General features: G+C 67.1%; 22 protein-coding genes. 5 read left to right on the top strand and 17 right to left on the bottom strand.

Annotation, left to right across the window (positions count from 1 at the left end; translation table 11 throughout):
- Nucleotides 1–22 precede the first annotated feature (22 nt).
- The 12 genes from K4043_RS06050 to K4043_RS05995 form a co-directional block, all read right to left on the bottom strand.
- Entirely contained in the window at nucleotides 23–1,012 is a 990-nt protein-coding gene (locus tag K4043_RS06050) for an efflux RND transporter periplasmic adaptor subunit (protein ID WP_265308593.1), read from the bottom strand.
- A complete protein-coding gene (locus tag K4043_RS06045; RefSeq protein WP_265308592.1) occupies nucleotides 1,009–2,289 on the bottom strand; it encodes a TolC family protein in 1,281 nt (426 codons plus the stop codon). The genes K4043_RS06050 and K4043_RS06045 overlap by 4 nt, the downstream gene beginning before the upstream one ends.
- A gap of 54 nt (nucleotides 2,290–2,343) precedes the next feature.
- Nucleotides 2,344–2,724 (bottom strand): DUF2946 family protein, encoded by a 381-nt coding sequence (locus K4043_RS06040; RefSeq protein WP_265308591.1) that lies wholly within the window; start codon nucleotides 2,722–2,724, stop codon nucleotides 2,344–2,346.
- Nucleotides 2,725–2,823: 99 nt separating this feature from the next.
- Nucleotides 2,824–4,611: a DUF885 family protein gene (locus K4043_RS06035; RefSeq protein ID WP_265308590.1), complete on the bottom strand. Its 1,788-nt coding sequence runs from the start codon at nucleotides 4,609–4,611 to the stop codon at nucleotides 2,824–2,826.
- A gap of 84 nt (nucleotides 4,612–4,695) precedes the next feature.
- The gene (locus K4043_RS06030; RefSeq protein ID WP_121040949.1) at nucleotides 4,696–5,037 is read right to left on the bottom strand and encodes a lipid-A-disaccharide synthase N-terminal domain-containing protein; all 342 of its coding nucleotides are present in this window, start codon (nucleotides 5,035–5,037) and stop codon (nucleotides 4,696–4,698) included.
- On the bottom strand, nucleotides 5,037–5,759 hold the full coding sequence (locus K4043_RS06025) for a glycosyltransferase family 2 protein (RefSeq protein WP_123729798.1): 723 nt from the start codon (nucleotides 5,757–5,759) through the stop codon (nucleotides 5,037–5,039). The genes K4043_RS06030 and K4043_RS06025 overlap by 1 nt, the downstream gene beginning before the upstream one ends.
- An 87-nt stretch (nucleotides 5,760–5,846) precedes the next feature.
- The gene (locus K4043_RS06020) at nucleotides 5,847–6,812 is read right to left on the bottom strand and encodes an SDR family NAD(P)-dependent oxidoreductase (RefSeq protein ID WP_265308589.1); all 966 of its coding nucleotides are present in this window, start codon (nucleotides 6,810–6,812) and stop codon (nucleotides 5,847–5,849) included.
- Between the two features lie 84 nt (nucleotides 6,813–6,896).
- Complete coding sequence (locus K4043_RS06015; protein WP_019185615.1) at nucleotides 6,897–7,205, bottom strand: helix-hairpin-helix domain-containing protein; 309 nt, start codon at nucleotides 7,203–7,205, stop codon at nucleotides 6,897–6,899.
- Between the two features lie 34 nt (nucleotides 7,206–7,239).
- On the bottom strand, nucleotides 7,240–8,163 hold the full coding sequence (locus K4043_RS06010; protein ID WP_259261933.1) for a ParB/RepB/Spo0J family partition protein: 924 nt from the start codon (nucleotides 8,161–8,163) through the stop codon (nucleotides 7,240–7,242).
- Entirely contained in the window at nucleotides 8,163–8,960 is a 798-nt protein-coding gene (locus tag K4043_RS06005; RefSeq protein ID WP_019185613.1) for a ParA family protein, read from the bottom strand. The genes K4043_RS06010 and K4043_RS06005 overlap by 1 nt, the downstream gene beginning before the upstream one ends.
- Nucleotides 8,961–9,161: 201 nt before the next feature.
- Nucleotides 9,162–9,800, bottom strand: coding sequence for a 16S rRNA (guanine(527)-N(7))-methyltransferase RsmG (gene rsmG / locus K4043_RS06000; RefSeq protein ID WP_265308588.1), 639 nt, complete (start codon nucleotides 9,798–9,800; stop codon nucleotides 9,162–9,164).
- A 50-nt stretch (nucleotides 9,801–9,850) separates the two neighbouring features.
- Nucleotides 9,851–10,450 carry a 4'-phosphopantetheinyl transferase superfamily protein gene (locus K4043_RS05995; protein ID WP_265308586.1) on the bottom strand — a complete coding sequence of 200 codons (600 nt, stop codon included), beginning with the start codon at nucleotides 10,448–10,450 and terminating at the stop codon, nucleotides 9,851–9,853.
- 90 nt (nucleotides 10,451–10,540) lie between these two features.
- Here K4043_RS05995 and K4043_RS05990 point away from each other — a divergent pair, with 90 nt between their 5' ends.
- Entirely contained in the window at nucleotides 10,541–10,792 is a 252-nt protein-coding gene (locus K4043_RS05990) for a GlsB/YeaQ/YmgE family stress response membrane protein (protein WP_123729793.1), read from the top strand.
- A gap of 63 nt (nucleotides 10,793–10,855) precedes the next feature.
- Here the strand turns inward: K4043_RS05990 and xth are convergent, their stop codons facing one another.
- The gene (xth, locus tag K4043_RS05985; protein WP_265308584.1) at nucleotides 10,856–11,623 is read right to left on the bottom strand and encodes an exodeoxyribonuclease III; all 768 of its coding nucleotides are present in this window, start codon (nucleotides 11,621–11,623) and stop codon (nucleotides 10,856–10,858) included.
- 157 nt (nucleotides 11,624–11,780) lie between these two features.
- On the opposite strand from xth, the gene K4043_RS05980 reads away from it, so the two are divergent.
- Nucleotides 11,781–12,116, top strand: a complete 336-nt coding sequence (locus K4043_RS05980; RefSeq protein WP_265308583.1) for a hypothetical protein — start codon at nucleotides 11,781–11,783, stop codon at nucleotides 12,114–12,116.
- A gap of 163 nt (nucleotides 12,117–12,279) precedes the next feature.
- Here the strand turns inward: K4043_RS05980 and K4043_RS05975 are convergent, their stop codons facing one another.
- The 3 genes from K4043_RS05975 to K4043_RS05965 form a co-directional block, all read right to left on the bottom strand.
- Nucleotides 12,280–13,695 (bottom strand): coniferyl aldehyde dehydrogenase, encoded by a 1,416-nt coding sequence (locus tag K4043_RS05975; protein WP_265308582.1) that lies wholly within the window; start codon nucleotides 13,693–13,695, stop codon nucleotides 12,280–12,282.
- Between the two features lie 179 nt (nucleotides 13,696–13,874).
- Nucleotides 13,875–15,530, bottom strand: a complete 1,656-nt coding sequence (locus K4043_RS05970) for an MFS transporter (RefSeq protein ID WP_123729789.1) — start codon at nucleotides 15,528–15,530, stop codon at nucleotides 13,875–13,877.
- Nucleotides 15,531–15,596: 66 nt separating this feature from the next.
- Complete coding sequence (locus K4043_RS05965; protein ID WP_265308580.1) at nucleotides 15,597–17,024, bottom strand: porin; 1,428 nt, start codon at nucleotides 17,022–17,024, stop codon at nucleotides 15,597–15,599.
- Between the two features lie 382 nt (nucleotides 17,025–17,406).
- Between K4043_RS05965 and acs the strand changes: the two genes are divergently transcribed.
- The 3 genes from acs to K4043_RS05950 all read left to right on the top strand — a co-directional run bounded on the left by acs (nucleotide 17,407) and on the right by K4043_RS05950 (nucleotide 21,041).
- Entirely contained in the window at nucleotides 17,407–19,350 is a 1,944-nt protein-coding gene (acs, locus tag K4043_RS05960) for an acetate--CoA ligase (protein WP_123729787.1), read from the top strand.
- 90 nt (nucleotides 19,351–19,440) lie between these two features.
- Entirely contained in the window at nucleotides 19,441–20,106 is a 666-nt protein-coding gene (locus K4043_RS05955) for a response regulator transcription factor (RefSeq protein WP_121040978.1), read from the top strand.
- A gap of 356 nt (nucleotides 20,107–20,462) precedes the next feature.
- A complete protein-coding gene (locus tag K4043_RS05950) occupies nucleotides 20,463–21,041 on the top strand; it encodes a manganese efflux pump MntP family protein (RefSeq protein WP_123729786.1) in 579 nt (192 codons plus the stop codon).
- A 30-nt stretch (nucleotides 21,042–21,071) separates the two neighbouring features.
- Here K4043_RS05950 and K4043_RS05945 read toward each other — a convergent pair whose 3' ends face one another.
- Nucleotides 21,072–24,521: a PAS domain-containing hybrid sensor histidine kinase/response regulator gene (locus tag K4043_RS05945; RefSeq protein ID WP_123729785.1), complete on the bottom strand. Its 3,450-nt coding sequence runs from the start codon at nucleotides 24,519–24,521 to the stop codon at nucleotides 21,072–21,074.
- Nucleotides 24,522–24,554: the final 33 nt, after the last annotated feature.

Genomic DNA, 24,554 nt, shown 5'->3' with positions numbered 1-24,554 from the left:
GGATGCGGGGCGTGGCGAGCCGTCAATGTTCATGCGATGCCCCTGCCTTGCCGATGTCGGCCTTGACCACGTAGCTCTGTTCGACCACGACGTCTTCGCCGACGGTCAGGCCGCTGAGTACTTCCACCTTGCCCGCATCGCGCGCACCCAGGGTCAGCGCACGCGCGGTGTAGGTGTCGCCTTCGCGCACGAACACCACGTCCTTGCCATCCATCGTCTGCAACGCGCTCAGCGGCACCACCTGCGCGGCCGGCGTGGTGGCCACCACAATGCGCGCCTTGACCGCGGCACCGGGCCGCCATTGGCCGTCGTCGTTGCGCAGGGTGGCGCGGGCGACCGTGCTCTGGCTGGCGGTGGCGGTGCCGGGCAGCACGCGTTCCAGCGTGGTGGTCTGGCTGACGCCGTCGGTCATGCGTGACACGGTGACCGGCACGCCGGCGGTGATGTGCTGGGTGTCGTTGCCGAAGATATGCAGGTCCACCCACAACGTGGACAGATCACCGATCTCGAACAACGGCGTGCCCTCGCCCGCCACCCCGCCGACCTGCGCCTGGCGCGCGAGCACCACGCCGCCGATCGGTGCCGTCACGGTGTAGGTGGTGAGACTGAGGTTGCTCTCGATGCTGGCCACTACCTGGCCGGCGCGCACGCGGTCGCCCACGTTCGCGCGCAGCGAACGGATCGGGCCGGGAAAGCGCGCCATCACCTGGGCTACGCGGCCATCGACCGGGGTCAGCAGCCCCTGCACATCGTGTTCGTCGGCGATGGTGCCGGCGGCGACCGGTGCCACGCGGATGCCGGCCTGTTCGGCCATGGCCGCGGCGATGGTGGTGCTTTCCGGGGCATCGTGATCGTCATGATCATCGTCGTGCCCGGCCTCACCATGGCCGGCATCCGTGCCGGCGGCCTTGGCCGGCGCCGTGGCGGGTTCGCTGCTGCCGCAGCCGGTGAGCACCATCAGCGCGATCAACAGGCTGCCGACCAGCGCGGTACGGATCAGGGTAGTGGTCATCGGCGGTCCTCCGTGGACACGGTGTCGGTCGCGGCGACCATGCTCTGGCCGGTCAGTCGCTGGAGTTCGATCAGGGCGGTCTGTGCGGCGATGGCCGCGTCGAGCTGGCGCTGGCGTGCGTCGATCCGCATCGCCTGCAGCTGCGCCCATTCCATGTAGCTGATCGCACCGGCGCGCCATGCCTTCTCGGCAGCGTTCTCGGCACGCTGCAGCTGCGGCAGTACGTCGCGCGCCATGCGGGTGACTTCCAACCGCGAGGTCAGGTAGCGGCCATGCGCTTCGGCGAGCGTGGCGTACAACTGCAGCGCGCGCGACTCGCGCTCCACACTGTTGAGCGCCAGTTCGGCCTCGGCGGCGCGGATCTCCGGGTCGGCACGGCGCACACTGCCCAGCGGCAGGCTGAAACCGGCGACCAGGGAGGTGTCGCGGGTATCGCGGCTGTTGCGCACGCCGACCTGCCAGCTGACATCGGGCCGTGCCTGGGTGCGGGCCAGCTGCACCTGGGCTTCGCGGATGCGGCGCTCGCCGGCCAGCACCGCCAGTTCCGGGGTGCGCTGCAGTTCCTCGGCGAGCACGGCGAAGTCCTGCAGCGCGGGCAGCTGCATCGGGTCGCCGGTGACCACGTCGAAACCGGGCTCGCGCTGGCGCCACAGTGCTGACAGCGCCGCACGCGCGGACTGATCCATCTGCCGGGCGCGATCGCGGTCCAGCTCGGCCTGGGCCTGCATCGCCTGCGCGGTCAGCAGCACCGACTCGGGCGAGGCACCGGCCTGCAGACGCAGCCGCGCGGCGGCGACGGCGCGACGGCGCTGCTCGATATCGGTCTCGGCGATGCGCAGCTGCTGGCGCGCGTCGGTCACTGCCAGATAGCGGCGGGCGACCTCGGCCATCAGATCCAGCCGCGCGGTTTCGCGCTGCGGGGCCAGGCTGTCCAGGTTCGCTTGGGCCACGGCACGGCGGGCATCCAGCTTGCCGCCGCGTTCCAGCACGCCGGCCAGGGTGACGGTGACTTCGGCGGCATCGAAGCCACGGGCGTCCCCGCTGCCGAGTGCGTTCTCCAGCTCCACGCCCACGGTCAACGGGGGCGACAGGCCGGCCGCGTCACGGCGGGCTTCCCACACCGGACGCTGGGCCTGCGCCAGGCGCAGGTCGGGGTGGTACTGGGCGACGCGCGCGATGGCGTCGTCGAGGGTCAACGGTGCAGCAGGTGTCGTGCCCTGTGCGTACACGCACGGCACGAACGCAATGGCAGCCAAAGCTGCCAGACGCATCCACATGGGAGTCTCCAGAAAGCGATCAGATGGCAAACGGCGGCACGCGGCCGCAGGGCATCAGACCGCTATCGGAGGACGCAGCAGGTTCTCGGGCGGCTGCGTGCGCAGCTGCGCGATCAACCCGGCAGGCACGCCGTGGCTGGGGGCCGCCGGCAGGCTCCAGGCCATCGCGGCCATCGGCAGCACGCCACCGTGGCCATGACAGTGGCCGCAATGCACCAGGGCATGCAGCCAGTCTTCCTTGCCGTCGTCGTCGCCTGGTACATCGGCAGCGGCGTCATCCAGGCTGCCATGCACGTCGCTGCTGTCCGCGTGCACGGTCAGGTGGATGTCGGCCAGCGCCGAGGCCAGCGAACTGCCGAACACGCCCACACCGACCACCACCAGCATCAGCAGGCGGAGCAGCAGGGACGGACGCGGGCGGGCACGACGGAACATGGCCCGCAGAGTAGCCGGGCGTGAAGCCGTTACACAATCGCAGCCCGGCCGCTTGGTTCACGTTGGCCGGGGCCGGCGCGATGGCCGGCCCGGCGCACCTCAGCTGGCGGCGGCCTTGCGCTGGGCGATGAAGGCCTGGATCTGCGCCTCCAGCACCGGCAGCGGCACCGAGCCCTGGCTGAGCACGGCATCGTGGAAGGCCTTGATGTCGAAGCGGTCGCCCAGCTCCTGCTCGGCCTGCGCGCGCAGGCGCACGATCGCGATCTCGCCCAGCTTGTAGCTCAGCGCCTGGCCCGGCCAGGAGATGTAACGGTCCACTTCGGTGGTCACTTCATGCTCGCTCAGCGCGGTGTGGTCGCGCAGGTAGGACAGCGCCTGCTCGCGGGTCCAGCCCTTGTGGTGCACGCCGGTGTCGATCACCAGGCGCGCGGCGCGCCACATCTCGTAGGTCAGGCGGCCGAAATCCTCGTACGGGGTTTCGTAGATGCCCATTTCCACGCCCAGCTTCTCGCAGTACAGGCCCCAGCCTTCGCCATAGGCGGAGATGTAGTTGTTGCGGCGGAAGGCTGGCTGCTCGCCCTGCTCGGCGGCCAATGCGCCCTGCAGCGCATGACCGGGATCGGACTCGTGCAGGGTCAGCGCCGGCAGGTTGTACAGCGGCCGCGCCGGCAGGTTGTAGGTGTTGAGCCAGTAGGTGCCCATGCCACCACGGCCGGCGGTCCAGAACGGGGCGATGTCCGGCGGCACCGGCACGATGGTGAAGCGCGCACGCGGCAGCGTCATGTACTTGCCGATCACGCCATCCACGCGCTTGGAGATCCATGCCGCCCGGTGCAACAGCTCGTCCGGGGTCTTGGCGTAGAACTGCGGATCGGTACGCAGGAAGGTCAGGAACTCGGCGAAGCTGCCCTTGAACTCGACCTGCTGGATGATGCCGTTCATCTCGGCCTGGATGCGCGCGACTTCCTTCAGGCCGATCTCGTGGATCTGCTGCGGGGTCAGGTCCAGCGTGGTGTATTCGTGGATCTGCTGCTTGTAATACGCCTTGCCGCCCGGCATCGCCTCGGCGGCCAGGGTGGTGCGCGCCTGCGGGACGTACTCGCTGACGAAGAAGGTGCGCAGCTTGGCGAACGCCGGCACCACGCTGCCGCCGATGGCTTGGCGGGCCTGTTCCTGCAGCTGCGCCTGCTCGGCGGCGGGGATGCTGGCCGGCAGCTTCTTGAACGGCGCGTACAGCGGCGACTGGGTCGGGTCCTTCAGTTCGGACACGGTGGCAATCGAGACCTCGCGGCCATCAAGCACCGCACGCGGCACGCTGAAGCCGCGCTTGAGGCCGGCACGCATGTTCTCGGTCTGCTGGTCGAAGTAGCGCGGCACATCGTTCAGGCGCGCGATGTAGTTGCGGTAGTCCTGCGCGGTCTTCATCTCGCGCCGGGCCATGAAGGACAGGTTCGACCAGAACGAGGAGTCCGCGTTGAACGGCATTTCGTAGGCGCGCAGGCGTACCTCGGCGGCCAGGTTGAACACCTGGTCGCGGTAGATCGCGTAGTTGATGCGGTTCTCGGCCGAGAGTGCCTTGGTGTCGACCTTGTCCAGCTGGGCCAGGACGTCGTCCCAGACCTTCAACCGGCCCTGCTGCGCGGCGGCACCGACATCGGGCATGCGGGTCGCATTGGCCGGGCCGTCGCCGTCTTCGCTGGCTTCACCACCACCGGCTTCGCGCCAGGCCCATTCTTTCTCGTAGATCGCGCGGAACTGCGCATCGGCGGGGCTTTCGGCGGCCAGGCTGGCCGGGGCGGCGGCCGGGGCAGCCGGGGGCGCGGCCAGGGCAGCGCCGGCGGGAAGAGCCAGGGCGAGCAGCAGCGCAGTAACGAGCGGTGATTTCACGATCAGGGATTCCCGAGAGACGGCAAACCCCGATCATGGCACCAAGCTGGCGGGCGGTGCATGGATCAAAAGTCCTGCGCGACCCTAGTGGGTGGCCTTGTCCCGCTTCCACCCACGGTGCGCGATATCCAGCTTCAGGCTGTACAGCGCGGTGAAGGCCGGGAACAGGTTCTGCAGCACGCCCACCGAGTCCTGTTTGGCCGAGAACAGGAAGTAGCTCAGCGTCATCAGGCTGCCGACCACGCTCATGTACCAGAACAGGCGCGGGATCACCGGCTTGCCGGCGCGGCGCGAAGCCACGAACTGGACCAGCCAGCGGCCGCCGAACATCAGCGCGCCGGTGTAACCGATCAGCTTCCAGCCGGTGACGTGCAGGCCGGTCCAGTACAGCCAGGTGAGCGGCTGATCGAGCCAATGCAGTTCCATCAGCGTTCTTCCACGGCGGTGCGCTTGCTGCGCGTGATCAGCCAGGCCACCCCGCGCAGGTCGCGGATGCCGACCAGGGCGCGGCCGAGATTGTTGTACTTGGACACGCCGGCGGTGCGGTGCCGATGATTGACCGGCACGCTGATGGTCGTCCAGCCGGCCCGCTGCATCAGCGCCGGCAGGTAGCGGTGCATGTGGTCGAAGTACGGCAGATCCAGGAACGCGGCGCGCTCGAACAGCTTGATGCCGCAGCCGGTGTCGGGCGTGTCATCGCGCAGCATGCGGGCGCGGATCGCATTGGCCCACTTGCTGGCCCAGCGCTTGCTGCCCGAATCCTGGCGATTGACGCGCCACCCGGCGAACAGCTTGACCTCGGTGGCGGCTGCGGCCCGTGCAGCGAGCAGCTTGGGGATGTCGGCCGGATCGTTCTGGCCGTCACCGTCCAGGGTGGCGATCCACGGCGCACGCGCGTGCTTGACGCCGTTGCGCACCGCGGTGCTCTGTCCGCTCTGGGTCACGTGGTGCAGCACCCGCAGCTCGGGCGTGACGGCCTTCAGGGCCTGCAGCACCGCCAGGGTGTCGTCGCGCGAGTGGTCGTCGATGTAGACGATTTCGAAATCGATCTGCCCACGCAGTGCGGTGGTGATCTCGTTGATCAGGGGCGTGACGTTGTCGCGTTCATTGAAGACCGGGACGACGACCGACAACTGGGGTTGGCTCATGGTCGGGCTCTGCGAATGGCCAGGATCGAAAAAGAGCGCGCATTCTCCGCGCCCGAGGTTATCCGAAGATGAATCGGCGTGTGTGTGTCAGGCGTGAGCGCCGAAGTAATCGCGGCACCAGGCCACCACCGGCGGCAGACCGCGCTCGATCGGCATGGCCGGCTCATAGCCGAATGCGTCATGCGCGCGCGTGGTATCGGCCATGGTGCGGATCATGTCGCCGGGCTGCATCGGCTTGTAGACCTTCTGCGCCGGGCGTCCGGCCGCGGCCTCGATGATCCCGATGAAATGCTCCAGCTCGATCGGCGTGTGGTTGCCGAGGTTGAAGACTCGATGCGGAACGACCTCGCTGGACGGATGCGCCAGCGCGCCGAGGATGCCATCCACGATGTCGGAGACATGTGTGAAGTCGCGCTGCATCTTGCCGTCGTTGAACACGTCGATCGGGCGGCCGGCCAACACCGCGCGCGAGAACAGCAGCGGTGCCATGTCCGGGCGGCCCCACGGGCCATACACGGTGAAGAAGCGCAGACCGGTGGCATGCAGCCCGAACAGCTGGGCGTAGGTGTAGGCCATCAGCTCGTTGGCGGCCTTGGTCGCGGCATACAGCGAGCGTGGCTTGTCGATACGCTGGTCTTCGGAGAACGGCGGGGTCGCCGAATCGCCGTACACCGAGCTGCTGGAGGCATACACCAGATGGGCCACGCCGCGATGGCGGCACAGCTCCAGCATGTTGACGAAGCCGGTCAGGTTGCTGTCGACGTAGGCATGCGGGTTCTCCAGCGAGTAGCGCACGCCGGCCTGTGCGGCCAGGTGGATGACCCGGGTCGGTTGGATCTCGTCGAACAGCGCGGCCAGGCCCTCGCGGTCGGTCAGATCGAGCACGCGGATGTCGGCGTCCGGGCACAGCGCGGCCACGCGATCGCGTTTGATCTGCGGATCGTAGTAGTCGTTGTAGTTGTCCAGGCCGACGACGCGCTCACCGCGCTCAAGCAGGGCCTTGCAGGTGTTGGCGCCGATGAAACCGGCCGCGCCGGTCACGAGAATCGTCATGGGGTCTGTCCATCATGCAGCCACGTATCAATACAGCGTGCCCGGGACGCACGCGTGGCGATCCGCGCGTCCCGGTGGCCCGCCTCACCAGAGGCTGAGCGGCGCTTCCTTGGCCAGGGTGGCCTTGCGTTCCTTGCTGAAATCCCACCACGGCCGCGGTGCTTCGCCCTGCATGAAACGCAGCACCGACAGAAATACATCGATCACGCAGGGGTCGTGCATCACCCCGGTGCGCAGACACAGCTGCGCGTACATGTCATAGGCATCGCGACCGCGCAGATGCGCTGGCACACGGATGCCGATCAGACGGAGATCTTTCTCACAGGCCGGCCCGACATTCGGCAGGTCGGTCAGACGCAACAGATGGTTGCGGTCGACCTTGGTGGGGTTCATTGGTTGGGGAAGATCCTCTGACGCCTGCGGGGACTCAGCCCTTCTGTGCGCGAAGTCGGTCGAGCACGCCATCCAGCGTGTCCAGGTCGGTGTAATGGATGATCAGTTTGCCCTTGCCGCCACGGCCGTGGGCAATCGCCACGCGGGTACCCAGCGACTCGGACAGTTCGGTTTCCAGCGAGGCGATATCCGCCTGCGGCGCCGCGGCAGCGGGCTTCTTGCGCAGCGCGCCGGGCACTTTGCCGGCAGCGAACTGCTGCGCGCGGTGTTCCACTTCGCGTACCGACCAGCCCTGGTCGGCCGCTTCCTGGGCCAGCTTGCTGGCCAGTTCCGGCGCCAGGGTGAGCAGCGCGCGGGCATGGCCCATTTCCAGCCGCCGGGTTTCCAGCAGCAGGCGGATGGCGATCGGCAGCTCGAGCAGACGCAGCAGATTGGACACCGCCGCACGCGAGCGGCCGACGGCCTGCGCGGCTTCGGCGTGGGTCAGGGCGAACTCGCTGATCAGCCGCTGCAGCGCTTCGGCTTCTTCAAGCGGGTTGAGGTCTTCGCGCTGGATGTTCTCGATCAGCGCCATCGCGATGACGGTGCGGTCTTCCAGCTCACGCACCACCACCGGCACTTCATCCAGGCCGGCCAGCTGCGACGCGCGCCAGCGGCGTTCGCCGGCCACGATCTCAAAGCTGTCCGGGCCCAGCTGACGCACCAGGATCGGCTGGATCACGCCCTGCGACTTGATCGACTCGGCCAGCTCGGCGAGCTTGGTCTCGTCCATATCGCGGCGCGGCTGGTACTTGCCCGGCTGCAGGTGGCCGACCGGCAGCTTGCGCAGGCGTTCACCCGGCTGCGGTTCGACCACGGCGGCTGCCTGCACCTGTGTCACTGCCCCCTTGGGCCCCAACAGCGCGTCGAGGCCACGGCCGAGGCCGCGTTTCTTGCCGAGGGCAGGCTTGGTGCTCATCAGGCGGTCTCCATGGCCTTGTCGGCCTTCTTGCGTTGGTTGTTGCGACGGATGATCTCGCCGGCCAGGCCGAGATAGGCAACGCCACCGCGCGAGGCACGGTCGTACCCCACGATGCTCTGGCCATGGCTGGGTGCCTCGGCCAAGCGCACATTACGCGGCACGATGGTGCGGAACACCTGCTCGCCGAAATGCTCGGTCAGCTCGGCCGACACGGCATTGGCCAGGTTGTTGCGCACATCGAACATGGTCCGCAGCACACCCTCGATCTCCAGCGCGGGATTGAGGTTGGCACGCAGCGCTTCGATGGTTTCCACCAGCGCGCTCAGGCCTTCCAGCGCGTAGTACTCGCACTGCATCGGCACGATCACCGAATCGGCGGCGGCCAGGGCGTTGAGCGTCAGCAGCGACAGCGCCGGCGGACAGTCGATCAGGATGTAGTCGTATTCGTCGCGGATCGGGGCCAGCGCGCGCTTGAGGCGCTGCTCGCGCTCGCTCTGGTCCATCAGCTGGATCTCGGCGGCGGTCAGGTCGATGTTGCCCGGGAGCAGGTCGAAGCCTTCCGGGGTCTTCACCCGGACCTCGGCCGCGGTGCTTTCGCCCAGCAGCAGATCACAGGTGGAGGCGGCGACTTCGCGCTTGTCCACGCCGCTGCCCATGGTCGCATTGCCTTGGGAATCGAGGTCGACCAGAAGCACGCGCTTGGGTGCAGCAGCCAGGGAGGCGGCCAGATTGACAGCGGTCGTGGTCTTGCCGACGCCACCTTTCTGGTTGGCGATGGCGATGATGCGGGCCATGCGGGTGAGCCTCATCGGCAGGGAGTGGGACTGGTCATTATGCGTATATGGGGCGTGTCATGCACTGTGAGATGCGCGGAAGGCACGCGCCGCAACACAGCAGCGAAGCCCACGGGCACGCCGATGGCGCCGCGTGGGGCCACCGCGGGAGGGGGGCGGGACGACCGTAGGGCGGGCGATGCAGGCGGTGAGGTCACCGGCTCACGGGCCGGTGACCACCACCAGATGGCGCTCGCCGGTCAACCCGGGAACGCTCAGCGGCACCACCTTCTCCACCGACCAGCCGGCGGGCAGCTGCGCGATCTCGTCGTGCGGGTACACGCCTTTCATCGCCAGCAGGCGGCCGCCCGGGCGCAGCAGATGCCCACCAACCCGGATGATCCCGGCCAGGGTATCCATCGCGCGGGCGGTCAAATGGTCATAGGCGGCCGGTTCGGCCAGCGCCTCGGCACGCGACTCGGCTATGCGGGCGTTGCCCAGGCCCAGCTGGCGCACGGCCTCGCGCATGAAGCGGGCTTTCTTGCCGTTGCTCTCGACCAGGGTCACCTGCAGCTGCGGGCGCGCGATCGCCAGCGGAATGCCCGGCAGCCCGGGGCCGGTGCCCAGATCGGCCAGGGTGCCGGTCTCCAGGAATGGCTGCATCGCCAGCGAATCGAGCAGATGGCGGGTCACCATCTCCAGCGGGTCGCGGATGGCCGTCAGGTTGTACGTACGGTTCCAGCGATCGAGCAGGGTCAGGTAGGTCAGCAGCGGCGGTGCCAGCGCGGCATCCAGCTGCATGGCGGCCAAGCCGCGCTCAAGCGCATCGGCCACGCCAGCGGGGAGGGTGTGTTCTGTCATGGGACCATTATCGCAGGTCGGTAGAGCCGACCGCGGGTCGGCGCCCCATCTCACATGGCATGCCAGGCCAGCGCGGCCCGGAAATCGTCGGCTGCCTGCCACTCATGCAGGTGCCAGCGCTCGGCCGGACCCAGTTCCGGATCACACCAGGCCAGGTGCAGGCCACCGTCGATGCCGGGCGCGAGCTGCAGCCGGTGCAGACCGAAGGAGATGCCCTGCCCCTGCGCCTTCAACAGCGCTTCCTTGGCACACCACACGCGGAAGAACCAATGGTTGCGGGCGTTCTCGTCCAGCGATTCCAGCCAGGCGATCTCGGCCGGGTGGAAGAAGCGCTGCACGATTTCCAGCATTCGTGGGCGCGGGCGCAGCGGCTCCAGGTCCACGCCGAGGCGGACGCCTTCCCCGAGGGCGACCAGCAGCTGCCCGTGGCTGTGGCTCCAGCCGGTGCCGATATGCGCCAACGGGCCATGCAGCGCTGGCCGGCCGCGCGGGTCGCGCTGCAGCGGCAGCTCATCCGGCGCCCCGCCCAGCTGCTCGGCCAGCAGCACCCGGGCCTGGGGCTCGCCCCGGGTGCCCGGCACATGCGGCAGGCGCCAGACCGTGACCGGCCCGAAGCGCCAAGGGCCGTCCAGCGTCGCCGGCAGGGTCATGCCACGGCTCCGCCATCGCGGCTGCACGACGATTTCACAGCGTGTGCCGTCCACTGCAGGGGTTGCAACCGCACAGAGGGAGTCAACGTTATGGGCATCATCATCTGGTTGATCGTCGGCGGCATCGTGGGCTGGCTTGCCAGCATCATCATGAAGCGGGACGCGCAGCAAGGCATCATCCTCAACATCGTGGTCGGCATCGTCGGCGCATTGCTGGCCGGTTGGCTGTTCGGCGGTGGCATCAATGAAGCGATCACCATCCGCACGTTCCTGTTCTCGTTGATCGGCGCAGTGATCCTGCTCGCGATCGTGAATCTGTTTACGCGCAGAAACGTGCGGTAACGACCGCACGTACCCCGTTTGATCAACAAGGCCCGGCACTGCCGGGCCTTGTTGTTTCCACGATCAGCCCAGCTGCACCCAGGCCGGGGCATGGTCGCTGGGGCGTTCCCAGGTACGCGGCTCACGGTCGATGCCCGAGGCCAGCGCGCGCGCCTTGAGCGCGTCGGAGACCAGGGTCAGGTCGATGCGCAGGCCCAGGTTGCGACGGAAGCCGGCCGCCCGGTAGTCCCACCAGCTGAACACGCCCTCTTCCTCGCTGTGCAGGCGGAAGGCATCGTGCAGGCCCAGCTGGAGCAGCGTGTCCAGGGCGCCGCGCTCGGCAGTGGAGGTCAGGATGTGGTTCTCGTTCCAGACCAGCGGGTCGTGCACGTCGCGGGCATCGGGCGCGATGTTGAAGTCACCCATCACCACCAGCTCCGGGTACTTCGCCAGCTCGGCCTCGACCCAGGCATGCACGGCCTCCAGCCAGCGCAGCTTGTAGGCGTACTTGTCGGTGCCCACGTCCTGGCCGTTGACCACGTACAGGTTGATGATGCGCACGCCGTTGACGGTGCCGGCGATCGCGCGCTTCTGCTCATCCTCGAAACCGGGAATGCCGATCTGCACGTCCTGCGCCGGTTCGCGCGAGAGCAGCGCGACGCCGTTGTAGGTCTTCTGCCCGGCAAACACGCTGCGGTAGCCCAGCCCGGCCAGCACCGCGTCGGGGAACTTGTGGTCCTCCATCTTGGTTTCCTGGATGCCGACCACGTCCGGCGCGAACGCCGTGAGCCATTGTTCCAGGTGCGGCAGGCGCACGTTGAGCGAGTTGACGTTCCACGAGGCGATTTTCATGTGCGCCATTCTACCGGTAGCCACCGGCCGTTGGTCGGTGGCGCAGGTAGTGCCGGCCGCTGGCCGGCAGCCTCTCGCGTCCGGGCACGCAGATTTTTTGCCCCATGCCCGCGTCCCCCCGCTAGGCTGTGGCCCACCCTGGTAGCGCAGATATTCAATGAACGCAGATGCCTTCGTAGCAAGGTGGTACGCGGAGAAAGCGAACCTGCTCGCCATGGCATGGACCCCAGGCACAGCGTGCGCAGCAAGAATCGCCGCGCTGGACCTGTCGCCCGGGCAGACCCAGCAGTTGCGCGAGATGCTCGATGTCTTCACCACCGACACCCTCTACACCCTGCTGCTCGGGCTGGATGGCAGCGCCGCGCTGGGCGGTGACCAGCGCCACTACACCCTGCTGGACGAGGACGGTTCGGTGATCGCCGAGGAAGGCGATCTTGAAGCTGCGGCCTATGCGTGGTTCCACGAAAACCGATCGTCGCAACCAAGGCGTTGATCGTTATTTTCTCAACGCCAAGCTCGATCAGGCCCGATGCTTAGGCACGTCCGCGTGAGCCGAATAGCCGTGGTAATCGGCTCACCAGCGCATCGGTTCGATTTTTTGCGCGGGACCCGGGCAGCCGAGCAAGTCTCGACGTTACCGTGCAACACAGCAAGGTTCACCGAACCATCGCCTTCAACATCCCGGCGATCTTCGAATACGGCGGTTTGAGCAGATCGCTGGCGGCCCAGCGCGACTGCCACAGGATGGGCAGCTGCTTGCTCATCGCATCGAAACCGGCGCGCGCGTGATAGGCGCCCATGCCACTCGGGCCAACGCCGCCGAACGGCAGCCCATTGACCGCGAAATGCAGCAGCGTGTCGTTGACGGTGACGCCGCCGGCCACGACCTGGGCCAGCACCCGTTCCACCTGCGTACGCTCGTGACTGAAGACGTACAGCGCCAACGGGCGGTCACGTGACTGCACCGCCGCGATGGCGGCGTCCAGATCCGGATACGCGCAGACCGGCAGGATCGGGCCGAAAATCTCCTCGCGCATCAGCGCCAGATCGGCCGGCGGATCGAGCACGATGGTCGGCACGATCAGCCGCTCGCGGCGCGCACGCTCGGGATCGACCGTGGCCAGTTCGATCACCGGCACGCCCCGCGCGCGGGCTTCATCGAGATAGCCGCGCAGGCGCTGGTACTGGCCGTCGTGGATGATCCGGGTGTAATCGGCGGCGTCGCTGAAATCGCCATAGCGCGCCTGCACCTGGGTCTGCAGCTGCTGCACCAGCTCGCGCTGGCGATGGCCGTCGATCAGCACGTAGTCCGGCGCGATGCAGGTCTGGCCGGCATTGAAGAACTTGCCGGTGGCCAGGCGCGCGGCGGCCTTCTCCAACGGGTAGTCGCTGCAGACAATGGCCGGGGATTTGCCGCCCAGCTCCAGCGTGAGCGGGGTCAGGTGCTCGGCGGCGGCCGCCATGACCTTGCGGCCGATGGTGGTGGAGCCAGTGAACACCAGGTGGTCCAGCGGCGAGCCGGCCAGGGCGCTGGCGAGGTTTCCATCGCCCTGCACGACCGCCACGCGATCGGAAGGGAACACGTCAGCCAACAGCGACTGCAGGAAGGCGCTGGTGCGGGGGGTGTGCTCGGACGGCTTGAGGATCACGTGGTTGCCGGCGGCGATCGCGGTGGCCAGCGGAATCAGCGCCAGATTGACCGGGTAGTTCCAGGGTGAGATCACCCCGACCACGCCCAGCGGCACCGGGCGGGTCTGTGCGCGCGCCGGCCAGAACCGCCAGCCGACACCGACCCGGCGCGGCCGCATCCAGCCGCGCAGGTGGCTGCACAGGTGGTCGATGTCGCCGAGCACGGTCATGCCATCGGCGATCAGCGATTCGTGGGTGGAACGGTGGCCGAAGTCGGCCGAGATCGCCGCGGCCATGTCCGGCAGGCGCGCCCTGAGGGCAGCGCGCAGGCGCTGCAGGTCATCGCGGCGCTGTTCCAGCGTCGGGCGGTTGGCCTGCCAGGCGGTGCGCAGGGTCTGCACGATCGCGGGCAGTGCAGCGGGATCGGTGTGGGCATCGCTCATGGGCCGACTATAGCGGCAGGCTGCGTGATGGCGGGATCGGTAGTGCCGGCCGCTGGCCGGCAGCCTCACACGCTTCTCCGTAGGTTCTTCGGGAGCCGGCCAGCGGCCGGCACTACCCCGTAAAGAGAAGGGGCCGCGATCTGCATCGCGGCCCCTTCGTCCTGCCGTGTGGATCACCGTTACTTGGTGATGTCCACATCCTTGGTTTCATGCAGGAACAGGCCACCGACCACGACCGTCATCAACGCGATGATGATCGGGTACCACAGGCCGTAGTAGAGGTTGCCGGTACCGGCCACCAGCGCGAAGGAAATCGCTGGCAGGAAGCCACCGAACCAGCCGTTGCCGATGTGGTACGGCAGCGACATCGAGGTGTAGCGGATACGCGTCGGGAACAGCTCGACCAGGTAGGCGGCGATCGGGCCGTAGACCATGGTCACGTACAGCACCAGCAGCCACAGCATGAAGATCGTGCCGGGGATGTTGATGCGCGCGTTGTCCGCCTTGGCCGGGTAGCCGGCGGTGCTGAGTGCGCCCTTCAGCTCGCCACCGAAGGCATCGCCCTTGGCTTTGAGCTCTTCCTTGGTCAGGCCGGCAGCCTCGTACGAGGTCACCTCGGCGCTGCCCACCGACACCGTCGCCAGCGTACCGGCCGGTGCCGGCTTCACTTCATAGGGCACACCAGCCTTGGTCAGGGCCGCGGTGGCCACGTCGCAGGAGCTGGTGAACTTGCGCAGGCCGACCGGATCGAACTGGAACGAGCAGGTGTTCGGATCGGCATTGACCAGCGCCGGCGAGTTGGTGCGGGCTTCTTCGATGGCCGGGTTGGCGAAGTGGGTCAGGCCCTTGAAGATCGGGATGTAGGTGATGGCAGCCAGCAGACAGCCGGCCAGGATGATCTTCTTGCGGCCGATACGGTCCGACAGCCAGCCGAAGAAGATGAAGAACGGCACGCCCAGCGCCAGCGCGGCGGCGATCAGCAGGTAGGAGGTGGTCGCGTCGACCTTGAGCATGCTGCTCAGGAAGAACAGCGCGTAGAACTGGCCGCCGTACCACACCACGGCCTGACCGGCTGCGGCACCGAGCAGGACCAGCAGCATCAGCTTGAGGTTGCCGTCCTTGAGGCTGTCACGGAACGGGGTTTTGGAGCCCTTGCCTTCGGCCTTCATCTGCTGGAACAGCGGGGATTCGCTCAGCTGCAGGCGGATCCACACCGAGATGCCCAGCAGCACGATCGAGACCAGGAACGGAATACGCCAGCCCCAGGCTTCGAACGCTTCATTGCCCAGAAAGTAGCGGCAGGCCAGGATGATCAGCAGCGACATGAACAGGCCGAGCGTCGCGGTGCACTGGATGAAGCTGGTGTACAGGCCACGCTTGTCGGCCGGTGCATGCTCGGCGACGTAGGTCGCGGCACCACCGTATTCGCCACCCATCGCCAGGCCCTGGGCCAGACGCAGGATGATCAGGATCACCGGGGCGGCGAAGCCGATCGAGGCGTAGTTGGGCAGCACGCCGACCAGGAAGGTCGAGATGCCCATGATCAGGATCGTGACCAGGAAGGTGTACTTGCGGCCGATGCGGTCGCCGAGGCTGCCGAAGAAGGCCGCACCGAACGGGCGCACGAAGAAGCCGGCCGCGAACGCCAGCAGGGCGAAGATCATGCCCGTGGTTTCATTGACGCCGCTGAAGAACTGCTTGGCGATGATCGCGGCGAGCGAGCCGTACAGGAAGAAGTCGTACCACTCGAAGACAGTACCCAGGCTGGACGCGAAGATGACCTTCTTGTGTCCCTGGGTAAGTTGGGCTTTTGTTGGTGCGGGTGTGGTGGACATAGGACGCTTCCCCTCCGAAGCAATCGTTGTGTTGTGCCGGCTGTACACCGGCAATCGTTTTTTCTTTTAGAAGCTGTATTTCGTCGTGAGCTGCAGACGGCTGATATCGCCCTTGCGGCCATCCTCGATCTCGCGCACGCCGTACATCAGCTCGGCGCCGACATCGACCTTGGGCATTGGTGTGTAGAACACATTGCCGCGGATGCTCTGCACGCTCTTGGTGACCAGCGGGCCGAGACTGCCGTCGTTGTCGTAATCGCTGCGCGCGTAGATCAGGTTGGTACGCAGCTTCGGGGTGAAGGCATGGCGCCAGCCCACGTAACCGGCGAGGACGCCGGTCGGATTGAGTTCGTCGCGGGCGATGTCATACGCGGTATCGGCGGTGACACCCAGGCCGATGTAACGTGCGATGCCCTCGCCACCGGTGACCTGGTAATGCAGCGTATCGGTCGGGCCCATCACCCACTTGCCGCCCAGGGTGAGGCCGCCGCCGATCTTGTCCGCATCGGCACCGGTGGTCTGGTTGTCGACCTTGAGCTGACGGACCACGCCGCCGACACCGAAGGTGCCCCAATCGCCCTTCCAGCCATAACGCAGGGTCAGATCCGGCAGCGCGCCGCGATCGGAGTTGCTGGCCACGTTGGTCCACGCGCCGGTGACCGGGTTGCGGGTACCGGTGAGCAGCGTGGTTTCCGGGTTTTCCAGCGCGACGCTGAAGCCGCCCTGGGTGTAGCGGATCTGTGCCTGGCGCACGAAGATCACACCATCGGTCGGGCCGACGAAGTCGGCGGCTTCCGGCAGCGAGGCCGCGTCCATGAAGTTCGACCAGGTCTGGCCGGCCATCCAGTTGTTCCAGTACATGTAGGCGTGACGCAGGGTCGCACCGTAGGTATTGGTCGCGGTCTGGTTGCCCAGCGAGTTGCCGAAGAAGTCCATCTCGAAGAACGCACCGGACTTGTTGCCGGCCTCGCTGACATTGTCGATGCCAAGATTGAAGCGCGAGAACTTGGCGTGGGCGTTGTAATCCACGTCCGAACGCTTGCCGCTGCCGCCGGCGCCGGCCACCGGGGTCTGGCCCGGCAGATACAGCGCGCGGCCGGTGGCATCGTCGGCCAGCTGACCGTCGCCGGTCTGGGTGGCGAGGAAATCGGCCTTGATGAAGCCGCCGATCTTGACCGTGGTCCCTGGCGCGGCGCCAGGGGTGATGGTGGTGACCTGGATCGGCTGCTTGCCGGCCGGCACCGTGGCCGCCACCGGTTGCTGTGCCTGGACCGTGCGCACGGCGGTGACATCGGTCTGGGCCTGGCTGATCTGGACCTGCTGTTGCTGCTGGTTGTTCAGCAGCAGCTGGACCTGGCGCTCCAGCTCGACGACGCGGGCTTCCAGGGCTTTCTCTTTTGCGGTTTCGGCGAACGCCATGCCTGGCGCGATCAGTGCGACGAACATGGCAGCGGCCAACGGCCGGCGTGTCGTCCTCAGCAAACGGTGGCTCATGTTGCCCTCTCTCCCGGGTGGCAAGGTGATGCCGCGCATGGGGCACGGTCGACCCGAGGGTGCGGCGCGTTGACGCACCGAAGCTATTGGCCATTAGTCGTACTCGCCCCAACGGGCGAGTACGACCCGGGCGCCGGCAGGCAACCGGCAGGTGCCGCAGGCACCGCGCAGGTACCGACCATTGGTCGGTACGCCTTGCCTCACGACCAACGGTCGTGAGCTACCGGGGTCGGCTGCCATGTCATATAGGGGTGGTCGGCGTTCGACCATGGTCTAACCACCTCGACACCGCGCAGGCGGGTGGATGCGGCAAACTGAGGGGGAGAGGTCGCCGCTTATGCTGCGACCGCACAACCCAAGTCAACGTGCAAGTGAGGGTGCCATGGCTGATCTTTACCCCGTCGACGCCGCGTTCGCCGCGGCATCGCGGATCGACAAGAACACGTACCAGCAGCTCTACCGTGAATCGGTGGAGCATCCGGATGCCTTCTGGGGCAAGGCCGCCGAGCGCCTGGACTGGTTCAGGAAACCGACCCGTATCAAGAACGTCAGCTACCAGCTCGACGATTTCCGCATCAAGTGGTTCGAAGATGGCGAGCTCAACGCCAGCGTCAACTGCCTGGATCGCCAGCTCGACAAACGCGGCGACAAGATCGCCCTGCTGTTTGAACCGGACAGCCCCGATGCCCCGGCGCAGGGCGTCACCTATCGCGAGCTGTATGAGCGCACCTGCCGCCTCGGCAACGCGCTGCGCAACCTCGGCGTCAAGAAGGGCGACCGGGTCACCATCTACCTGCCGATGATCGTCGACGCCGCCGTGGCCATGCTGGCCTGTGCACGTATCGGTGCGATCCACTCGGTGGTGTTCGGCGGCTTCGCCCCGAACTCGATCGCCGACCGCGTCATCGACTGCGGCAGCAAGCTGATCATCACCGCCGACGAAGGTCTTCGCGGTGGCAAGAAGATTCCGCTCAAAGCCAATGTCGATGCGGCGTTGAAGCTGCCCGGCACCACCACCGTGGAAACGGTGCTGGTGGTCCGCCACACCGGCGGCGCGGTGGACATGCAGGCCCCGCGCGACCGCTGGTTCCACGATGTGGTGGACCCGCAGCCGGCGCAGTGCGAGCCCGAGCGCATGAATGCCGAGGATCCGTTGTTCATCCTCTACACCTCCGGCTCCACCGGCAAGCCCAAGGGCGTGCTGCACACCACCGGCGGTTACCTGCTGTACGCGGCCTACACCCATGAAGCGGTGTTCGACCTGCGCGAAGACGACATCTACTGGTGCACCGCCGATGTCGGCTGGGTCACCGGCCACAGCTACATCGTGTACGGCCCGCTGGCCAACGGCGCCACCTCGGTGATGTTCGAAGGCGTGCCGAACTTCCCGAACACCTCGCGGTTCTGGGACGTGATCGACAAGCACCAGGTCACCATCTTCTATACCGCCCCCACTGCGATCCGCGCGTTGATGCGCGAAGGCGATGCACCGGTCAAGCGCACCTCGCGCAGTTCGCTGCGCCTGCTCGGCAGCGTCGGCGAGCCGATCAATCCGGAAGCGTGGCGCTGGTACTACGAGGTGGTCGGCGACAGCCGCTGCCCGATCGTGGATACCTGGTGGCAGACCGAAACCGGCGGCATCCTGATCTCGCCGCTGGCCGGCGCGGTCGATCTCAAGCCGGGCTCGGCGACCCTGCCCTTCTTCGGCGTGCAGCCGGCGCTGGTCAATGCCGATGGCGAGATCCAGGAGGGGGCCACCGAAGGCAACCTGATCATCCGCGATTCGTGGCCGGGCCAGATGCGCACCGTCTACGGCGACCATCAGCGCTTCATCGACACCTACTTCCGCACCTACCCGGGCAGCTACTTCACCGGCGACGGCTGCCGTCGTGACGAAGATGGCTACTACTGGATCACCGGCCGCGTCGACGATGTGATCAACGTCTCCGGGCACCGCATCGGCACTGCCGAGGTGGAGAGTGCGCTGGTCTCGCACCCCAAGGTGGCCGAAGCGGCCGTGGTCGGCTTCCCGCACGACATCAAGGGCCAGGGCATCTATGCCTACGTGACCCTGATCGCCGACGAGACGCCGAGCGATGAACTGCACAAGGAGCTCGTGGCCTGGGTACGCAAGGAGATCGGCCCGATCGCCGCGCCCGACCATCTGCAGTGGGCGCCGGGCCTGCCCAAGACGCGCTCGGGCAAGATCATGCGCCGCATCCTGCGCAAGATCGCCGAGAACGCACCGGATCAGCTCGGCGACACTTCGACCCTGGCCGATCCGTCGGTCGTGGCCTCGCTGGTGGAAGAGCGGAAAGTGAAGTGAAGTAACCCTTCGCCCCCTGACTCAGGGGGCTGTCATCTCGATAGACTTTTTCGTTGCGTCGCTGCACGCCTCCGCAACATGGCCCCCACCATGACGACCCTCCTGATTGCCGATGACCACCCGCTGTTCCGCGAAGCCCTTCGCGGGGCCGTGCAACGCGTCATCCCCGGCGTGCAGCTGTACGAAGCGGACAGCGTGGAAGCGCTGTACCAGCTGGCCGACCAGCACACCGACGCCGACCTGGTCCTGATGGACCTCAACATGCCCGGCGCGCAGGGCTTCAACGCGCTCGTGCATATGCGTGCCCTGCACCCGCAGCTGCCGGTGGTGGTGGTGTCGGCACGTGAGGAACCGACGGTGATGCGACGCGCGCTCGACCACGGCGCCTTTGGCTTCATCCCCAAATCCGCCGATTCGGACACCATCGGTCATGCACTGGGCACCATTCTCGATGGCGAGACCTGGGCCCCACCGGAAGCGCACAACGTGCCCCAGACCGGGCGCGAGGAACGCGAGATCGGCCAGCGCCTGCGCGAGCTGACGCCGCAGCAGTTCCGGGTGTTGCAGATGCTCGGTGCCGGCCGCCTCAACAAGCAGATCGCCTACGACCTCAACGTCTCCGAAGCGACGATCAAAGCCCACGTCACCGCGATCCTGCGCAAGCTGGGCGTCACCAACCGCACCCAGGCGGTGCTGATGGCCGGCAAGCTAGCCATCGACGACGAACAGATCGTGTTGCCGCCGGAAGAGGAGTAGATCCACGCCATGCGTGGATGACGCGGTGCCGGAAAGAACAGCATCCACGCATGGCGTGGATCTACCCGCTTCGGCTATAACGCCTTCGGCGTTATAGCCGAAGCTATGAATTCCAGCGTTACCTGCGCAATTCGTCGCAAACGCTCCACGCCGCAGGCCCGGTGCTAAGCTTCGCGTCCCCTTGGGGAGTAGCCGGATTCCTGTTGAAGGAATCGCCCGTATCAACATACTCGGCCAGTGCGCCGTGGTGCGGGCAACCATCTTGGTTGGCGAGACCAGCGGTCCGCGTGCGCAACGACAGGTTGGGCGCGTTCGCGGTCCGTTGCTCGATATCGCCCGACCTGCCGCGTACCCCAATGTCCCCTGTTTCGATCCTGCTGATCGGCTTTGCCATGTCCACTGATGCCTTCGCTGCGGCGATCGGCAAAGGCGCGGCCATGCGCAAACCGCGCTTCTCCGACGCGCTGCGCGCCGGCCTGATTTTCGGTGTCATCGAAGGCATCACCCCGGTGATCGGCTGGCTGCTCGGCCGCGCTGCGCTGGAGTACGTGGAGGCCTTCGATCACTGGATCGCGTTCGGCCTGCTCGGTGCGCTGGGCGTGCACATGATCATCAACGGCCTGCGCCCCGATGAGGGTGCGGAGGAAGACGACACCAGCAAACACCACGGCTTCTGGCGCCTGGCGATGACCGGATTCGCGACCAGCATCGATGCGATGGCGGTCGGTATCGGCCTGGCCTTCCTCGACGTGCATATCGGCGTCATGGCGCTGGTCATCGGCCTGTGCACGCTGACCATGGTCACCTGCGGGATCATGCTCGGCCGCGTGCTGGGCGGCATGGTCGGCAAGCGCGCCGAGATCATCGGTGGCGTGATCCTGATCATCATCGGCTCCACCATCCTGTACGAACACCTCAGCGGTGCGGTGGCCTGATCGGACACTGCGACCGTCGCCAACCCGCGGCTAGAGATCGCCGCGGGTATCGTGGAACGCCGCCAGGAAGGCGCGTAACGAGGCCGGCTTGATCGGCTTGGTCAGCAACCGGTAACCGCGGTCGCGCGCCATCCGCTTCAGCTCATCGCGGCCATCGGCGGTAAGCAGCGCACCGGGGATCGCGCGCCCGGCCTTCTGGCCCAGGGCCACCAGCGTATCCAGTCCATCCAGGCGGTCGTGCAGGTGGTAGTCCACCAGCATCACATCCGGCCGCTCCACGACTTTTTCCAGCGCCTGGTCGACCGTGCTCGCGGTGATCACCTGCACCTGCCAACGGCCGAGCAAAGCGCGCATGCCATCCAGGATCTCCTGGTCGTTGTCCACGCACAGCACGCGCATGCCCGCCAGCGAATCGGTGCGGGTGACCGGGCTGGGTGCTGGCAGCGCTGTCATGCTGGGCAGCGCCGGTGCGGCCACCAGCGGCAGCAGGATCGAGAACATGCTGCCGCTGCCCACGCGGCTGCGCGCGTTGAGGCGATGATCGAGCAGACGCGAGATGCGCTGGCAGATCGACAGCCCCAGCCCCAGCCCCTGCTCGCCCCAGTCGAAGGGCTGCTGGTAGCGATGGAACTCATCGAAGATCTGCTGCATGTGGTGTTCGGGAATGCCCGGGCCGGTATCCCATACCTGCAGTTCCACCTCCGGCCCGCGATGCCGCACCGCCAGCACGATGCGGCCCTGGCGCGTATAGCGCAGTGCATTGGCCAGGAAGTTCTGCAGCACGCGACGCAACAGGCGGCGATCGCTGCGCACCCACGCCGGCCGTGCGAACAGGTCCAGGCGCAGGCCACGTCCGGCGGCGACGGGCGAGTACTGCGCCGCCAGTTCGCGCATCAACAGGCTGACGTCGAAATCGCCGATCACCGGGTGCAGCCCGCCGGCATCCAGCCGGGAGACGTCCAGCAGGCCATCCAGCAGCTCTTCAGCGGCGCGCAGTGACGCATCCACGCGCTCGGCCAGATGCCGCTGCTCTTCGTTGTTGTGGTGGCTCTCACGCAGCGCCGAAGCGAACAGGCGGGCGGCATTGAGCGGCTGCAGCACGTCATGGCTGATCGCCGCCAGGAAACGCGTCTTGGACTGCTGCGCCATCTCCGCCTCGTGCGAACGTTCGGCCACGCGCTGCTCCAGCGTTTCGTTGGCTTCCAGCAGCGCGCGCTCGGCGTGCTTGTAGTCGGTGATGTCGTTGTAGCTGGTGACGTAACCGCCGCCGGGCAGCGCCTGCCCGCGCATCTCGATCACTTTGCCGTCGCTGCGGGTGCGCTCGAAGATGTGCGGTGAGCCGGCGCGCATGTAGCCGATGCGGCGGTTGATCTGCACCTCGATCTCGCCCTCGCCCAGCTCGCCGCGCTCGGCGTTGTAGCGGATCAGATCGGCCACCGGGCGACCCACGTAGAGCATGCCGTCGGGATAGCCGAACATCTGCTGGTAGCGGCGGTTCCAGGCGGTCAGGCGCATGTCCGGATCGACCACGCTGACGCCCGCGCTGATGTTCTCCAGCGTGGTCGACAGGATCTCGCGGTTGAAGCGCAGTTCCTGGCCGGCTTCATCGAGCACCGCCACGACTTCGCCCAGATCCATGCCCGAGCCGCGCAGCAGGCTGGTCAGCAGCAGACGCGCGGACGCCGCACCGATCGAGGCAGCCAGCAGGCGTTCGGTGAACTGCACCCAGGCACGGTCGGCCGGGGCCGACGCCTGCAGCTCGCGCCCCAGCGATTGCGCCTGCTCAAAGAACGAGCGCCGTGCATGGCGGTCACCCACCACGCGCGCGGCCAGCGCCAGCAGGTCGCCCACATGCACATGGCCCGGCCACGCACCGGCGACCGACGGCCGCTGTGCATACGGATCCAGGAAGGGTGCCGCACCCAGCCGCTCGTCCACGCCGGGACGCCAGCGCACCGAGACCAGCACCATGGCGGCCACGTTGACCAGCAGCGACCAGAACGTGCCGTGGGTCAGCGGGTCCCAGCCACTCATTCCGAACAGGTGCTGCGGCTGCAGCCAGTCGATACCGAACGGGCCCTGCACCAGCCAGCTCGCATCCATCCAGCCGGCATGGGTCAGCGCAGGCAGCAGCAGGGTATAGACCCACGTGCCGAAGCCCAGCAGCATGCCGGCCTCGACGCCCCGGCGGCTGGCACCGCGCCAGTAAAGTCCACCGATCAACCCGGGCGCGAACTGGGCCACCGCCGCGAACGCCATCAATCCGTACGAGGCCAGCGTGCTGTCATTGCTGCTGCCGCGGTAGTAGCTGTACGCCACCAGGGCCAGCAGCAGGATCGCCGTGCGCCGGATCCACAGCACGCGTGAGGCGACGTTTGCTGCGTCCTCGTGGTGATCGTTGCGGCGCAGCAGCACCGGCATCACCAGGTCATTGCTGACCATGGTCGCCAACGCGATCGAGGCCACGATGACCATGCCGGTTGCCGCCGAGAAGCCGCCGACATAGGCGACCAGTGCCAGGAACTTGCGGCCCTCGGCCAGCGGCAGGGCCAGCACCATGCTGTCGTCGGCCACGCTGCCACCGGTGCCGAACAGGGTCACGCCCGCCGTGGCGATGGGAATCACCATCGCCGAGATGATCACCAGGTAGGCCCCGAACATCCAGCGCGCACGGCGGATGTCACGCACGTCGCCGCACTCGACCACCGCCACATGGAACTGGCGCGGCAGGCAGATGATGGCCAGGAAGCTCAGCAGGGTCTGCGAGATGAAGCCGACGGGCGGCAGGCCGCTGAACAGCGTGTGCGCCGATTCGATCACCGCATCGGTGCGGTCGTTGAGCCACAGGTAGGCGAACAGCCCCAGCGCGACCATCGCGATCAGCTTGATCATCGACTCCAGCGCGATCGCCAGCATCATGCCGTGGTGGTGCTCGGTGGCATCCACCTGGCGGGTGCCGAACAACGTGGCGAACAAGGCCATCAACAGCGCCACGTACAGCGCCGGATCGGTGAAGAAGCCGGTGGGCCCGACGTTGCCGGTCAGCACCTGCAGGCTCATCGCCACGGCTTTGTACTGCAGGGCCAGGTACGGCACGATGCCGATCAGCGCGATCACCGCCACCAGCGCGGCGAGCCGCCGCGAGCGGCCGAAGCGCGAGGAGATGAAATCGGCGATGGACACCACGTTCTGGCTGCGTGCGATCAGCGCCAGGCGCTCGATGATGCGCCAGCCGAACACCCACAGCAGCAACGGCCCCAGGTAGATCGGCAGGTAGCCCACGCCGTTGCGCACCGCCGTGCCGACGGCGCCGTAGAACGTCCACGACGAGCAGTACACCGCCAGCGCCAGGCTGTAGACCACCGGGCGCAGCCACGGGCGGTCGGGGTACATCGGGCGACGGTCGCCCCACCACGCCACCCCGAACAGCAGTGCGGCGTAGGCCACCGAGACCAGCAGCAGGATCCAGCTAGAAACCACAGGGTTGTTTCCGCGAGAGCAGCCCGCAGTGTA

The organism is Stenotrophomonas sp. SRS1, from assembly GCF_026130205.1.
Lineage (GTDB): Bacteria > Pseudomonadota > Gammaproteobacteria > Xanthomonadales > Xanthomonadaceae > Stenotrophomonas > Stenotrophomonas rhizophila_B.
This window is presented reverse-complemented; position numbering and strand designations above follow the sequence as displayed.

Excerpts from the sequence above, each read along its gene's own strand:
- K4043_RS06050 (WP_265308593.1), bottom strand. The coding sequence starts at position 1,012 with ATGACCACTACCCTGATCCGTACCGCGCTGGTCGGCAGCCTGTTGATC.
- K4043_RS06045 (WP_265308592.1), bottom strand. The coding sequence starts at position 2,289 with ATGTGGATGCGTCTGGCAGCTTTGGCTGCCATTGCGTTCGTGCCGTGC.
- K4043_RS06040 (WP_265308591.1), bottom strand. The coding sequence starts at position 2,724 with ATGTTCCGTCGTGCCCGCCCGCGTCCGTCCCTGCTGCTCCGCCTGCTG.
- K4043_RS06030 (WP_121040949.1), bottom strand. The coding sequence starts at position 5,037 with ATGGAACTGCATTGGCTCGATCAGCCGCTCACCTGGCTGTACTGGACC.
- K4043_RS06025 (WP_123729798.1), bottom strand. The coding sequence starts at position 5,759 with ATGAGCCAACCCCAGTTGTCGGTCGTCGTCCCGGTCTTCAATGAACGC.
- K4043_RS06020 (WP_265308589.1), bottom strand. The coding sequence starts at position 6,812 with ATGACGATTCTCGTGACCGGCGCGGCCGGTTTCATCGGCGCCAACACC.
- K4043_RS06015 (WP_019185615.1), bottom strand. The coding sequence starts at position 7,205 with ATGAACCCCACCAAGGTCGACCGCAACCATCTGTTGCGTCTGACCGAC.
- K4043_RS06010 (WP_259261933.1), bottom strand. The coding sequence starts at position 8,163 with ATGAGCACCAAGCCTGCCCTCGGCAAGAAACGCGGCCTCGGCCGTGGC.
- K4043_RS06005 (WP_019185613.1), bottom strand. The coding sequence starts at position 8,960 with ATGGCCCGCATCATCGCCATCGCCAACCAGAAAGGTGGCGTCGGCAAG.
- rsmG (WP_265308588.1), bottom strand. The coding sequence starts at position 9,800 with ATGACAGAACACACCCTCCCCGCTGGCGTGGCCGATGCGCTTGAGCGC.
- K4043_RS05995 (WP_265308586.1), bottom strand. The coding sequence starts at position 10,450 with ATGACCCTGCCGGCGACGCTGGACGGCCCTTGGCGCTTCGGGCCGGTC.
- K4043_RS05990 (WP_123729793.1), top strand. The coding sequence starts at position 10,541 with ATGGGCATCATCATCTGGTTGATCGTCGGCGGCATCGTGGGCTGGCTT.
- xth (WP_265308584.1), bottom strand. The coding sequence starts at position 11,623 with ATGAAAATCGCCTCGTGGAACGTCAACTCGCTCAACGTGCGCCTGCCG.
- K4043_RS05980 (WP_265308583.1), top strand. The coding sequence starts at position 11,781 with ATGAACGCAGATGCCTTCGTAGCAAGGTGGTACGCGGAGAAAGCGAAC.
- K4043_RS05975 (WP_265308582.1), bottom strand. The coding sequence starts at position 13,695 with ATGAGCGATGCCCACACCGATCCCGCTGCACTGCCCGCGATCGTGCAG.
- K4043_RS05970 (WP_123729789.1), bottom strand. The coding sequence starts at position 15,530 with ATGTCCACCACACCCGCACCAACAAAAGCCCAACTTACCCAGGGACAC.
- K4043_RS05965 (WP_265308580.1), bottom strand. The coding sequence starts at position 17,024 with ATGAGCCACCGTTTGCTGAGGACGACACGCCGGCCGTTGGCCGCTGCC.
- acs (WP_123729787.1), top strand. The coding sequence starts at position 17,407 with ATGGCTGATCTTTACCCCGTCGACGCCGCGTTCGCCGCGGCATCGCGG.
- K4043_RS05955 (WP_121040978.1), top strand. The coding sequence starts at position 19,441 with ATGACGACCCTCCTGATTGCCGATGACCACCCGCTGTTCCGCGAAGCC.
- K4043_RS05950 (WP_123729786.1), top strand. The coding sequence starts at position 20,463 with ATGTCCCCTGTTTCGATCCTGCTGATCGGCTTTGCCATGTCCACTGAT.